At 44.7% G+C, this 14523-nt stretch carries 11 protein-coding genes; 6 read left to right on the top strand and 5 right to left on the bottom strand.

What is annotated here, in order from left to right:
* The first annotated feature begins 30 nt into the window (after positions 1-30).
* Entirely contained in the window at positions 31-1179 is a 1149-nt protein-coding gene (locus L0659_RS08570) for a hypothetical protein (protein WP_235125431.1), read from the top strand.
* A 16-nt stretch (positions 1180-1195) separates the two neighbouring features.
* On the opposite strand, the gene radA is transcribed toward L0659_RS08570, so the two are convergent.
* Positions 1196-2569 (bottom strand): DNA repair protein RadA, encoded by a 1374-nt coding sequence (gene radA / locus L0659_RS08565; RefSeq protein WP_082213645.1) that lies wholly within the window; start codon positions 2567-2569, stop codon positions 1196-1198.
* A gap of 167 nt (positions 2570-2736) precedes the next feature.
* Between radA and L0659_RS08560 the strand changes: the two genes are divergently transcribed.
* The gene (locus L0659_RS08560) at positions 2737-3456 is read left to right on the top strand and encodes a porin family protein (protein WP_235125430.1); all 720 of its coding nucleotides are present in this window, start codon (positions 2737-2739) and stop codon (positions 3454-3456) included.
* Positions 3457-3629: 173 nt separating this feature from the next.
* On the opposite strand, the gene L0659_RS08555 is transcribed toward L0659_RS08560, so the two are convergent.
* Positions 3630-4028 carry a LytTR family DNA-binding domain-containing protein gene (locus L0659_RS08555; protein ID WP_235125429.1) on the bottom strand — a complete coding sequence of 133 codons (399 nt, stop codon included), beginning with the start codon at positions 4026-4028 and terminating at the stop codon, positions 3630-3632.
* Between the two features lie 297 nt (positions 4029-4325).
* On the opposite strand from L0659_RS08555, the gene pheS reads away from it, so the two are divergent.
* Positions 4326-5366 carry a phenylalanine--tRNA ligase subunit alpha gene (gene pheS, locus L0659_RS08550; protein ID WP_235125428.1) on the top strand — a complete coding sequence of 347 codons (1041 nt, stop codon included), beginning with the start codon at positions 4326-4328 and terminating at the stop codon, positions 5364-5366.
* A gap of 74 nt (positions 5367-5440) precedes the next feature.
* Here the strand turns inward: pheS and L0659_RS08545 are convergent, their stop codons facing one another.
* A complete protein-coding gene (locus L0659_RS08545; protein WP_235125426.1) occupies positions 5441-6172 on the bottom strand; it encodes an esterase family protein in 732 nt (243 codons plus the stop codon).
* Positions 6173-6288: 116 nt separating this feature from the next.
* Positions 6289-7719, bottom strand: coding sequence for a circularly permuted type 2 ATP-grasp protein (locus L0659_RS08540; RefSeq protein ID WP_235125424.1), 1431 nt, complete (start codon positions 7717-7719; stop codon positions 6289-6291).
* A 234-nt stretch (positions 7720-7953) separates the two neighbouring features.
* On the opposite strand from L0659_RS08540, the gene L0659_RS08535 reads away from it, so the two are divergent.
* From L0659_RS08535 to L0659_RS08525, 3 genes are all read left to right on the top strand, one after another.
* Positions 7954-9501: a DUF5723 family protein gene (locus tag L0659_RS08535; RefSeq protein WP_235125423.1), complete on the top strand. Its 1548-nt coding sequence runs from the start codon at positions 7954-7956 to the stop codon at positions 9499-9501.
* Positions 9502-9576: 75 nt separating this feature from the next.
* Positions 9577-9969, top strand: coding sequence for a peptide-methionine (R)-S-oxide reductase MsrB (gene msrB, locus L0659_RS08530; protein WP_235125422.1), 393 nt, complete (start codon positions 9577-9579; stop codon positions 9967-9969).
* An 82-nt stretch (positions 9970-10051) separates the two neighbouring features.
* Entirely contained in the window at positions 10052-12610 is a 2559-nt protein-coding gene (locus tag L0659_RS08525; protein ID WP_235125421.1) for a penicillin-binding protein 1A, read from the top strand.
* A 43-nt stretch (positions 12611-12653) separates the two neighbouring features.
* Here the strand turns inward: L0659_RS08525 and L0659_RS08520 are convergent, their stop codons facing one another.
* Positions 12654-14432 (bottom strand): ABC transporter ATP-binding protein, encoded by a 1779-nt coding sequence (locus tag L0659_RS08520; protein WP_235125420.1) that lies wholly within the window; start codon positions 14430-14432, stop codon positions 12654-12656.
* Positions 14433-14523 lie beyond the last annotated feature (91 nt).

Genomic DNA, 14523 nt, shown 5'->3' with positions numbered 1-14523 from the left:
TCGCAGGTCCTTCCCTATCTGCTGTCAGATATGAAAAAATATTTTACTCCCTTCTTCTATTTTGCCATTAGTTTATTTTCGCTGGCAGGCTGTAAATCTGCTGAGAAATCGCTTAAAAAGGGTGATTTCGACGAATCTGTCATCCGGGCAGTTGATAAGCTCGACAACAATGCCACGCACAGCTCCTCCATCGATGCAATTAAACAAGCCTATCCCCTCGCGCTTGAACAACATTTGAATGATATCAAGCAGAATAAAGAATCTGATGACCTGTTTAAGTGGGAAGCTGAATTGCAATCCTACGTGAAATTAAACAGGCTTTTTCAGGCCATTGATCAATGTGAGTCCTGTTCCAAATTGGTTACCGCCAGGAATTTCGAAAATGAGGAGAAACTGGCAAGGCATAATGCTGCAAATGTCCGTTACAAGGAGGGGCAAACATTGCTGGCAATAGGCGACCGGGAGAATGCGCGAAAGGCTTATGAGCATTTTGAAGTGGTCAATAACGTGATCCCCAATTTCAATGATGTGGAGAAAAAGCTGGAACTCGCTTATGAGGTGGCTTCTTTCAAAGTGGTTGTAGAGCAGGTTTTGGTTACTTCCAGGACTTACCAGCTGAGTAATGAATATTTTCAGGAAAGGGTCAATGAATATCTGCAAACTAATAAGCGGCTGAATAAATTCGTGCGGTTTTATATGCCCGAAGAAGCAGCCGACCTCAAACTCGAACCCGACCACATTATCCGACTGCAATTCGACGATTTCGTCGTAGGAAATACGCTCGTTGAAAAAAATACGGAAGTCTTCATTAGTAAAGACAGCGTAAAAGTGGGTGAGAAACAGGTTGGCAGAACGAAAAAGCCTGTTTACGATAAAGTAACAGCCAAATTAACCCAAGGCCGCAAAACCGTTCTTTCCGCAGGGTTACTGGATATGCAGATCATGGATTTCAAGACAAAACGCGTGGTAACCCAGGAAAAATTCAATGGTGAATACAACTGGATGTGTGAATGGGCCTATTTCACCGGCGACGAACGTGCGCTGACTGCGGCTCAGCTTCGTAAATGCAAAAGCCAGGAATTAATGCCGCCTGCGCCGCAGCAACTATTCATTGAGTTCAGCAAGCCGATCTACGAGCGCCTTACCAACAAGCTGCAAAGTTATTATGCAAAATACTGATAAGGTATTCTCTCTATTAAGTGTTGAGAAAGAGCGACATAAACAGCTCATCCAGGCTTGCCACCGCAATCACTTCGATCCTGAATTTTTTCAGGTCCAATCCTCTGCTGTTGTATTTTGAAATATAAACTTTTTTGAAACCCAATTTTTCCGCTTCAAAAATCCGGTTTTCGATCCTGCTAACTGCCCTTACTTCACCGCCAAGCCCCACTTCTGCCGCAAAACAGACGGACGGCGGGATAAATTTATCTTCATAGGAAGAAACAATGGAAGCGATCACAGCCAGGTCAATCGCAGGATCTTCCACTTTTAATCCGCCAGCCACATTTAAAAACACATCCTGGACGCCTAACCGAAAACCGCCGCGCTTTTCGAGCACAGCCAGCAACATTTGGAGCCGCTTTCCGTCAAAACCCGTGCTGCTTCGTTGCGGCGTTCCATAATTGGCGACGCTTACAAGGGATTGTATTTCAATTAATAATGGTCGGTTGCCTTCCATCATGGAGCCTATGGCAATGCCGCTTACCGGTTCGTCTCGCTGCGAAATGAGAATTTCGGATGGGTTACTGACCTGCCGCAGACCAGAACCATGCATTTCATAAATACCAAGTTCCGAAGTGCTTCCGAAGCGATTTTTGACCGTTCTGAGAATGCGATAGGTGTTGTGCCGGTCGCCTTCGAATTGTAAAACGGTGTCCACCATATGTTCCAGCACTTTCGGCCCTGCCAGCGATCCGTCTTTGGTAATGTGCCCGATGAGAAAAACGGGAACGCCCATTTCTTTGGCATACTTCATAAACTCAGCCGTACATTCCCGCACCTGCGAAACGCTGCCCGCGCCCGACTCGATGTAGGTGGATTGCATGGTCTGGATGGAGTCGATGATCAGGATCTCGGGTTGGAAATCTTCTATTTGCCGGAAAATGTTCTGCGTATGCGTTTCGGTGAGAATGAAGCAATTGTCACTTTTAGAATCCATCCGCTCCGCCCGCATCTTGATCTGCTGATCGGATTCCTCTCCTGAAACGTACAAAACCTTCTTGTTAGATAGCGTAAGTGCAATTTGCAGCATTAATGTTGACTTCCCGATTCCCGGTTCGCCGCCTATCAAAACCAGCGAACCCTGCACAATCCCACCTCCCAGCACGCGGTTCAGTTCTCCATCAAATGTTGTGATCCTCGGCTCGTTCTGATATTCAATTTCAGCAATAGAACGCGGCCTGCTGGCCAGATTGACGCCTTTCCAGGCAACTGCTGTCTTTTTATCCTCTTTTTCAATAACTTCCTGAACAAAAGTATTCCATTCCCCGCACGACGGGCAGCGACCCACCCATTTGGGTGAATTATACCCACATTCCTGACAAAAATAAGCTGTCTTGGCTTTGGCCATAAGTAGAAAAGTAATATTTATATATCCTTAAAGACTAACACGATTTACCCAATAATTATCTAAATATTTGTACGTTTCAGTCACAAAATCAAAAAAAATATAGGCTGGGTATAGTTTTTTATTTTTTGGCGTTATTAACCGGTTTTACTTAAAAAATTATATTATCCATGAACATCCTGAAAAAAGTAGCTTGTCTCTGCCTGTTATGCTTTATTGCCGTAACATCCGCGCAAGCACAGAAAAAAGGTTTTGCGTTCGGTATTAAGGGTGGTGTGAATTTGTCACGCCTGACGATGGGAAATGTTTTTACGACGAGATACGACGATGCGGGGAATCCTTACCTGGGATATGATGGTAAAGAAGTGAAGGATAATTTAAAACAAAGCTTTGATACAAGAACCGGTGCAGTGGGCGGGATTTATGCAAGATTCGGCCGCACATTATTTATCCAGCCAGAAGTTTTGGTATCAACGAAAGGCGGATCATTCGAAATTATTAAAAACGATCTTGAAACGCCTGTAACAGAAAGAGTAAATATCAAATACAGCAACATTGACGTGCCATTGCTGATCGGTTTCAAAGGCGGTCCGTTAAGGATTCTGGCCGGACCTGTAACTTCATTTAGAATTGGTGATAATCAGCGGTTAAGAGATGCTTTTGAACATTACACCTCGGATCTGAACAATGCAATGTCGGAAGCCACATTCGGATATCAGCTGGGCGCTGGTCTGGACATCGGCAGTTTCAGTCTGGATGTAAGAAGGGAAGGTTCGTTTACCAATCTTGCCTCGTTTCAGGTGAACGGTCAGAATGTTGGAAATGGAAATGATACTGTGAAGCAAAAGATCAGATCCTGGCAGGTGACGCTGGGATTGAAGATTTTTTAATGAGTGAATGAGCGAGTGAGTGAATGAGCGAATATTCTTAACCAGCATTTATTAATAATTCACTCATTAACTCATTCAATCACTCACTCATTAAAACGAAACAAGCAGCCTTCGATCTATGCGATGGCTGCTGTTTTTATGAATAACCCACTAATTTAATTCACCAAAAGCTCTTATGCGGAAATGCGAAGATTGGTATGATCCAGCATTCCGGAAATCTCTTTAATTTTTCTGCGCGATACCATTACTTCTTTGCCGCAGGACAATTTGAGCATCCGGTCATCTTCCAGGCGTGCAACCACATAATCCGAGTTTACAAGGTAGGATTTGTGGACGCGCATGAAATTCGGGTTCAATTGGCCTGCCAATGATTTTAAGGTCTTGGAAACCAGATATTTCTTGCCAGTGTTAGTGTATATAAAAGTGTAATTACCTTCACCTTCCAGGAAAGTAATAACCTCAGGAGCTAAGTAAACGGTCCGTCCCATTGATTGTACGGAGATGAAGGCGGCGCTGCCATTAATTGATTTTGATGACAGGTTGGGGTGTGTAAAGCTTGAAAAGTTTTTCATGGTAACAGAGACTAATATGTTTTGTTTTCTTGTATTCAAAATTAGCACATAGCGTATATCCAGAAAATACGTAGAAGTACGCATTAGTTTACAACTAACTCATCAACAGCTACTTAACATTAGCATAAAACGGAAAAGGCGTAACTAAACTTAGTGAAATGCGTAATTCTACCTACTCCCAAAAATCTTAGCGGCAATCAATTCACATCACTAGGCCGAACTTTAATTATCTTTGCACCGCTTTTGGTGTGAATCCTGAGTCATACCAGCCTCAATCATTTGATAACAACAACAGTTATGGTTACCGAACGCGTTAAAGAATTAATTTCGGAAATAGAACAAATCACAGTCACCAGCAAGGACCAGCTGGAAGCTTTCCGCCTCAGATATATCAGCAAAAAAGGCGTTGTAACAGAACTGTTCGAGGGGTTGAAGAACATTCCTCAGGAAGACCGCCGCGCGGTTGGCCAGGAACTGAACACATTGAAAAATCTTGCACAAGACCGTTTTCAGGAATTCAATGCAGCCATAGAAAGCGCTTCGGATGCGAATCCGGAAATGGTTTTTGACCTGACGTTACCAGTTGTTCCTAACCAGCAGGGAAGCTTGCACCCATTGACCATTGTAAGAAGACGGATTATTGAGATTTTCGAAAGAATGGGTTTCAATGTTTCCTACGGACCTGAAATTGAGAAAGATTGGTATAATTTCAGCGCGCTGAATTTTGCGGATAATCACCCTGCGCGTGAAATGCAGGATACATTCTTTATTTCAAAAAGCCAGGGTGAGGTGAAGGACGATGTGCTTTTGCGCACACACACTTCCAATGTGCAAGTGAGATTAATGGAAAGACAAAAACCGCCGATCCGGTCTATTATGCCTGGACGCGTTTTCAGGAATGAAGCTATTTCGGCCCGTGCGCACTGCGTTTTCCATCAGGTTGAAGGACTGTATGTGGACCGGAATGTGAGTTTCAAAGATCTGAAAGACACATTATATCATTTTGCCAAAGAAATGTTTGGTAAGGAATCCAAAATCCGTCTGCGCCCCTCCTACTTTCCTTTCACGGAACCAAGCGCCGAAATTGACGTGACGTGTTTTATATGTAAAGGAAAAGGCTGTAACATTTGTAAATATTCCGGCTGGGTAGAAATCGCCGGTTCCGGAATGGTTGATCCTAATGTGCTTACAAACTGTGGGATCGACAGCGAAGAATATACAGGTTTCGCGTTCGGGATGGGCATTGAGCGGATTACAATGCTCCGTTACGGAATCAATGATCTGCGTTTGTTTACAGAAAACGATGTGCGGTTTTTAAGACAGTTTGAAGGCGCTTAATCAGATAGAGTTAAAAGAAAAAAGCTCAAAGTTGCTGGACGCTGTGTCTGCTGCTTTGAGCTTTTTTTGATTTCCTAAAATCTTGTTTCTAAGTAGTAAGGAAGCATTCTTTTCCAAACCCACCATTCGTGTGGCATATCCGGCCCCCAGATGTCCAGCTCGTGCGGAACATTCTTTGAAGTGAGGATCGATGAAATAGCCCTTGAATACTCAGGAACCTCATATGCACCCGAACCTGTCACGAAATGAATATGGCGGCTATCGCGATACATCGAAAGATGCCATTCGGCCTTCAATTGCGGTAAGTAATGCACCGGCGAATTGAAATACACATTATCATCATAATAACCGTCCGTATACTGGCTCAGATCGTAACATCCGCTCATGGCAATGATGCCGTGGATATAATCGGGATGCTTAAAAAACAGGTTAGCAGCATGCATAGCACCAAAAGACGCGCCTACTGCGATAATTTCATTGTCCTGGCTCGAAGTATCCTTGATAAAAGGGATTACTTCTTTAATTACATAATCATTAAACAGCTGGTGCCGCACGGCCTTATCGTAGCCATGCATGTACGAGTTCATCCAGCTTTCGGAATTGATACTGTTAATGCAATAAACTTTTACTTTTCCTGCCTCTATAAAAGGTGCAATGCTCTCTATTAATCCATTTTGTTCGTATTCCAAATAATCCGAAGCTGCTGTGGGAATCATTAACAAGGCTATTCCATAATGTCCGTAGACCGCAATATCCATATTCTCATTCAGCGCCGGACTGTACCAACCGGTTACTTCACGTTGCATTGTTCTATCATTTAAGTTGCTTTATATTTTGATAAAAATCAGGCAATCAACAATTCTGGTTTAAAATAAAATAAACCATTATCATTAACAGCCTGCCAGCAACTGTTAATGATAAATTAATATAAAACCCACGTATCCTTGCCCCCTCCGCCTTGTGACGAGTTTACGACCAAAGAACCTTTACGCAAAGCCACGCGCGTTAACCCGCCAGGAATTACACTAATGTCATCCCCATATAATATGTACGGACGCAGGTCCACGTGCCGGCCTTCGGCGTGCCCGTCCACCATGCAAGGCACCCGCGATAATGAAATCGTGGGTTGGGCAATGTAGTTCCTCGGGTTATCACGTATTTTTTGTCTGAACAACTCGTGTTCTTCTTCCGTTGCTTTCGGCCCGATGAGCATGCCATAACCTCCTGCTTCATTTGCTTCCTTTACGACGAGCTGAGAAATATTTTCGAGCACATAATCGAAATCTTCCTGCTCACCGCAGATGTAAGTTTTCACATTCGGAATGATCGCCTCTTCTCCCAGATAATACTTGATAATACGCGGTACGTACGCATACACAACCTTATCATCGGCCACACCAGTTCCCGGAGCATTGGCCAATGCTACACGTCCTTTCTTATAAACCTCAAAAATTCCCGGAATTCCAATCATAGAATCAGGATAAAATGCTTCCGGATCCAGGAAAGTGTCGTCGATCCGGCGATAAATTACGTCCACGATTTGCAATCCGTTGGTCGTCCGCATCTTCACATATCCATCCGAAACAACAAGGTCGCGCGCATCCACCAGCTCGACGCCCATCTGCTGCGCCAGATAAGAATGTTCGAAATAAGCGGAATTATAGATCCCGGGCGTAAGCACAGCCACAGTCGGATTCGGCCTGTCGGCCAGATGCTGTAACATTTGCAGCAAACGCGTAGGATAATCTGAAACGGGCCTTACGCCGGTCCGGGCCAGTACGTCCGGGAAAATTTGCTTGGATAACTCCCTGTTTTCCAGCATATAAGAAACACCCGACGGACAACGCAGGTTATCTTCCAAAACCATAAATGTGCCATCGTCCCCTTTAATGAGGTCGGTTCCGGTAATGTGGCACCAGATCCCTTTTGGCGGTTTCAGGCCGATACAAGGTTTCAGAAAGCATTTACTTGACTCGATCAGTTCTCTTGGAACAACGCCGTCATTCAGGATATTCTGCTCATTATAAACATCGTCAATGAACATGTTTAATGCCTTAATACGCTGTTTAAGACCGGTTTCAAGCCATTCCCATTCCGCATTGGAAAGCACGCGCGGGATAATATCAATGGGCATGATCCGCTCAGTTCCCTCGCCTTCGGAATACACATTAAATGTTATCCCCATTGAAAGCAATGCACGCTCGGTGGCCAGCTGGCGGTTGGTAAGGTCGTCGTGTGTGAGGTTTTCAAATTTGTTCTTTAAATGTTCGTACCCCGGCCTTATCTCCCCATCAGCTGTGAACATTTCATCGAAGAAATTTTCGCTTTGATAATTAGAAAATGAAAAATTCATACAATACAAAATTTGAATAAGTATATATCAGTTGTTTACAAAACAATATATGGTCAATCTTTCAACTAACAAACAAATAAACTGATAAATACGAGGTAATGCTAAATATTAAAATCATGCCGTTCGTTTAATGCAAACATTATTTTTCCAATCCATAAACATTGGTTGCAAGTCCGTGCACTTAGGCTTTTCTTTGCAAGCGAATTGGCCCCGCATCAACGTCTTCATTATAATATGTTTAAATATAGTTTACCTGTAATTGCACTTATTCTGGCACTGGCACAGGCCGCCAAAGCCCAGCATTTGCCAGGTGTCGCAATGGGTAACTATGCAGGAACCAACGCATTATATCACAATCCGGCCTTCGTTTCAGACAGTCGTTATAGCTTTTATGTAAATGTTGTCGGCACCCAGTTTTATACGGCCAACAACCACGTCAGATACGAAGCGCCTTACTCGTTTTTGAACCTGCTTACCAACACTGTATCCGACGAATACCGTAACGAAAGAGGTGTTTTACAGTTTCCGCGTTCCTATCTGGGGGAAAAACTGAATGGAAATCAAAAGTATCTGAATGCTGGCGGAGATACCCGTTTGCCTTCGGTCATGTTTAATTTATTCAAAGGAAAGATCGGCGTAGGCATTTCAACACGGGCCCGGTACATTCTCAACACATCCGGCGTGTCGGAACCGCTGGCAAGGTTGATCAGCAAAACCACGCAGCTCGAAGAACTGCAAGGACCTTTTTTTGATAACCAATCGGGCAAGCTGCATTTGAACGGAATGGCCGAAGTAGCATTCACCCTCGGCGGGACGGTAATGGACAATGAGACGGATTTTCTGAAAGTCGGATTTACGGTTAAAAGGCTTATCGGACTTTACAATGCGCACGCGATCATTGATCAGTCTTCCTATGACATTCAGCCGGATGAAACCTGGGAAAACAAGCGCCAGTTTATCCGCGTGGAACAAATCAATATGCGATACGGGATCACCCGCGACGAAGGTTTTCAAAATATAAAACCTTCACCTGCATGGCTGATCGGCAACGCGCCTCCGGGAAGCGGCTGGGGATTTGACCTGGGTGCCGTGTATGAATACAGGCCGGACATTAACAAATTTACATACACCGAAAAAGGCGAAAGAAAGCGCGACGCATCCAAAAACAAATATTTATATCGCGTTGCCGTTTCACTGACAGACATTGGCCGGGTTCATTTCAAAAATCCAGCTTATGTTTTACAACAGGAAATCCATACAACCAATAAGGAGCTCCGTTACGATTCGTTCCAGAAACTGGAAGGTTCCGAAGGAATTTTTAATGCCATTAACAGCTCGCTGGACGGCGGACCGACGTTGGCGCCCAATTTTAAATCGGTTTTGCCTACGGCTTTTCAGGCAAGTGTCGATTACCATGTGCAGCCCAGGGTTTACGTGAGCGGGTTATGGGTGCAGAATCTGATCCCTCAAAGTGCATTTGGTATGAAAGCCGAATCTGTTATTTCGGTAACGCCGCGTTATGAGCATAAATGGTATGAAATTTCCGTTCCTTTAACATTAATGAACCGTTACAGATCACCCGCCATTGGCCTTGCAGGTCGCATCGGGCCAGTCTGGATCGGAACAGATCATTTGACAGGATTATTAAATATTGGCAATCCAAAAGCATTTAACTTGTATTTTGGCGTCTCGGCAGGACTTTTCCGTCGCCCGCCCGAATCACAAAATCAATGCTGGCCACCCGAAGATTCGTGGATAAGACGCATTTTTAGCAAACGATAAATACGCCCTGCGCGTTTAATATGGATATGGCACAATTTCTTATTTGGTGTCTGTATCTTTAAAACACAAACTGAAATGAGAGAAGTAGAAAAAACAAAAGAAGAATGGCAAAAAGAGCTGACCGGACAACAATGCTTCGTGCTCTTCGAAAAAGGAACGGAAAGGCCTTTTTCGCACCCATATAATGATAATAAAGACGAAGGAACCTATGTTTGCGCTGCTTGCGGCACACCATTGTTCAGCTCGGAGACCAAATACGAGTCCGGCTCGGGATGGCCCAGTTTCTTCCAGCCGATTTCATCCGGAAATGTGGAAGAGATCGTGGACAAAGGGCATGGCATGATCCGCACAGAAGTGGTTTGCAGGACCTGCGGCGGGCATCTTGGTCACGTTTTCAATGATGGGCCAAAACCAACAGGCCTCAGATATTGCATGAATGGCGCGGCGTTGAAATTCAACAAAGCCTGATCAAATAATTCATAAAAAGCCGGACGAAGTCAAAAATGTCCGGCTTTTCTTATCTTTGAATTCTTACGAACCTTACCGTTTGATGGAAGTTATCAGATCGTTTTTTAATAAAATAAGAGCCATGTTTCATTTCATCGGGACACAGCTTTCAACATTCATCAACCGTGTTGCATACAAGCTAACTTCACTGGTTACGGGTAAGAACCGCGCCGATGCTTATTTTCAGTCCTACCGAAACAGGAAGAGATCGATGCGGGATTGGTGGCATAACACGATAGACGTTAATGCGCCTTACTACCGGCCGGTAATGATCATCTGGAAAACTTTCGTTTACGGATTCGTCACATTTGCCCTTTATATTTTTTGTGTGGAAACCAACTTCCTGTGGCTTATGGGCAGTATGCCCAGCGTGGAAGACCTTCAAAATCCGAAAGTCGCCCAGTCTTCTGAAATCTACACTTCGGACGGCGTCATGATCGGTAAGTTTTATACAGAAAACCGGACGCCGGTTACAGCTAAAATGATCTCTCCTAACCTGGTTAAAGCACTGATAGCCACGGAGGATGTACGTTTTTACAAACATTCCGGAATTGATTATAAGGCCATGGCGAGTGTGGCCGTGGGCATTATTACGGGCGCAACAGACCGCGGAGGCGGCAGCACGATCACACAGCAATTAGCCAAAAAACTTTTCAAAACGAGAAAAACCGGAGCACGCGGGGTGCTGGGCTACGTTCCCGGGTTTGGAACATTGATTTACAAAACCAAAGAATGGCTTACCGCCATTAAACTGGAAAGAAATTTTACAAAAGAAGAGATCCTGACCATGTATTTCAACACGGTGGATTATGGTAACAACACTTACGGGATCAACACAGCCGCACAATCCTATTTCAGTAAATCACCCGATAGCCTGAACATTCAGGAATCTGCCGTTCTGGTCGGTCTGCAAAAGGCAACAACAACTTACAACCCGATCCGCAATATGAAGCGGTCGCTGGAAAGACGCAATGTGGTGATCAACCAGATGCAGAAATATGGATACATTTCGGCGAAACAGGCGGATTCTATCAGCGCTTTGCCCATCGTTTTAAAGACGAAGTTCGAAACGCCTTATGATGGTAATGCCAATTATTTCAAGAATGCGGTTGTCGATTTTGTAAAAAAATGGGGCGATGAGAACGGTTATGACCTTTATACTGATGGACTAAAAATTTACACCACGATCGATTCCCGCATGCAGGAAGCCGCAGAAGAGGCTATGGTGCAGAAAATGAAGCAATTGCAACGCGTTTTCGAGGACCACTGGCGTAACCAGAATCCGTGGCGCGACGAGCAGGGAAAAGAAATTCTTGACTTTCTGGACAATGTGGTCAAACGCACCAGCAAATACAAGTCACTTGCCGCCAAATTCCCTAACCAGCCGGATAGTATCAAGTATTATCTGAACAAAAAGGACACGATGACCGTGTACGACTGGAAGAACAGTGGCGAAATGAAGAAATACTGGAGTTCGATGGACTCTTTGGAATATTATAAAAGGGTTTTGCGCGCGGGAATGATGGCTATGAACCCACAAACCGGCCAGATCAAGGCCTGGGTGGGCGGTTTGGATTACAATTATTTCAAATATGATGCGGTAAAACAAGGAAAAAGACAGCCCGGATCAACATTCAAACCGTTTGTTTACACCACGGCAATTGACGATTCATCATTCAATATGTCGCCTTGTGACCAGATTGTGGATAAGCCATTTGAGAAGATTTACATGGAAGATGGTGAGCAGAAAGAGTGGCGGCCCAGAAATGCAACGGGCACATTCTCCTATTCGAGCATGACATTGCGCAGGGCATTGGCACAATCCATCAACTCCGTTACCGCTGAACTGACGGATCAGGTTGGGCCTGCTAATGTGGCCCGTTATGCCAAAAAAATGGGCATAACCACACCATTGAAACCATTGCCCTCCATCGGGCTTGGGCCATTTGACGTCTCGCTTTATGATATGGTTGCAGCTTATGGCGTTTTCGTCAATAACGGGACATATACGCAGCCGATTCTGGTCACCAAGATCGAGGATAGCAACGGAAAAGTGATCGAGGAATTTCAGCCGGAACACCGCCAGGCTATTAGCGAAGAATCCGCTTTTTTAATGGTTCAAATGCTGAAAGGCGGCGTGGAAGAGCCGGGTGGAACTTCGGGAAGCATTCGCTGGAAGTTTGATGTGACCCGTAATGGCAATGAGCTGGGCGGCAAAACCGGAACAACGTCCAATAACTCCGACGGCTGGTTCATGTGCATTACGCGCGACCTCGTTGTAGGCGCCTGGGTTGGTGGCGATGACCGGAGCATTCACTTTCGGTCCACCGATCTGGGGGAAGGTGCTAAAACGGCCTTACCGATCGTAGGTAGCTTCTTAGAGAAAATTTACAGGGATAAATCGCTGGCCTTGGAACCCGGACCATTCCCCAAGCCGACGTTCAAGATCTCGAAAAATTATAACTGCCCCACACAATGGGCACCAGCAGCAAGCGACTCGCTGGGCATTGACGGCGACAGCACACCGGCCAAACGAAATGATGAAGATGACTTCCTGATCGGGCCGCCGCCGATTCCGCTGGATACCGGAGGAAGAAATTGATTGAATTTAGAAGACATTTCGGATTAACCGGAATGTCTTTTTTTTATAAATCCGTTCCAATCTTTAACACTTCCTTGTACTGCATCCGATAGAGGTTTGCATAAAAACCTTCTTTTTCAAGCAGTTGCTCGTGGTTACCTTCCTCCACAATCTCGCCTTTATCCACAACAATGATCTTGTCCGCTTCCTGAATTGTGGAAAGCCTGTGTGCAATCACGACAGCCGTCCGGCCTTTCATCAATTTTTCAATAGCCTTTTGGATCAGTTCCTCCGTTTCGCTATCCACGGATGATGTAGCTTCATCCAGAACAATGATCTCCGGTTCGTGCACCATAGCGCGCACAAACGAAATCAGCTGCCGCTGCCCAACTGAAAGCGTGGCGCCTCGTTCCATTACATTGTAACTGTAACCTCCCGGAAGTCTTTCTATAAAGTCATGAACGCCAACGAGTTTGGCAGCCTCAACGATTTTCTCATGTGTAATGCTCGTGTCGCCCAGGCGAATGTTGTTTTCAATCGTATCAGAAAACAAAAAGACATCCTGTAAAACAACGCCTATGTGCTTCCGGAGCGCATTGAGGTCATATTCATGCACTTCAACGCCATCCACATAAATGTGTCCTTTATTGATGTCGTAAAAACGCGTTAAAAGGTTGATAATGGATGATTTACCTGCCCCAGTCGCGCCGACAAAAGCAATGGTCTGCCCGGAATTAACGGTGAAATTGATGTTTTTCAACACATATTCCTCCTCATTATAAGCAAACCAAACGTCTTTAAATGTCACATTCCCCTTGATCGATTCCGGTGCGAATGTGCCCTCATTAGAAGTATATTCGTCACTATCAAGCACTTTCAGGATCCTGTCGGTGCTTACAATGCCCATTTGAAGCGTATTAAAGCGATCAGCAAGCTGGCGTATCGGCCTGAAAAAGAGGTTGATGAACATAACGAATGCAGTTACTGTCCCAAAGGTCACTTCTGCATTCAATATCTGTTTGGAACCATACCAAACCACCAGACCCGTTCCCGCAGCCGCAATGACGTCCGCAACCGGAAAATAAATGGAGTAATAAAGGATGGACCGGATGTTCGCGTCACGGTGAACCTTGTTGATTTCCCTGAATTTCTTAAACTCGATGTCTTCACTGCTGAAAATCTGCACGATGCCAATGCCCGTCAAATGTTCCTGGACAAAGGAATTGAGGTTAGAAACAGCCGCCCGCACTTCGTTGAAAGAATCTTTGATCTTCTCTTTAAAGATATAAGTACAAATCAACATTAAGGGAATGGTCGATAAGCTGATGATCGACAATTTCCAATCCGTATAAAACATGACCGCAATGATGAGCACCAGCTGCAAAATATCTCCTGCAATGGCAGCCATACCATCACTGAAAACGTTGGAAAGTGTTTCTACATCAGAAATTGTGCGGGTTACCAGCCTTCCGATCGGCGTGTTGTCAAAGAATTTAAGCCTTAACCCAATGATCTTTTCATACAACTGAACCCGGATATCCTTAATGATATATTGCCCCAGCCACCCCGACATATACGTGTTCCAGAACTGCGCAATGCCTTGCACAATTGTCACAATGATCATAATGCCCAGCATTACAGTCAGTTGCCCATAATCTCCGTTCGCAATGGGCGTATCAATGGTGTATTTGATCAGAAGAGGCGTTAGCGGGGCGAGCAATGCATTGAGTAAGATGATGATAATCAGCAGATAGAACTGCTTTTCATACGGACGTACGAATGTGTATAAACGCCGTAATGTAGGAAGATCGAATATCTGGCCGCTTTTGGTTTCCTGATTCACCTGCTGAAATTAAATTGACAAAGTTTCTGACTGTGTTATTGACCAACAATGTAAAAGTAAAAAATGTCACCCGGGGATTAAAAATTCTGCC

Source organism: Dyadobacter sp. CY347, from assembly GCF_021502655.1.
Classification (GTDB): Bacteria; Bacteroidota; Bacteroidia; order Cytophagales; family Spirosomataceae; genus Dyadobacter.
This window is presented reverse-complemented; position numbering and strand designations above follow the sequence as displayed.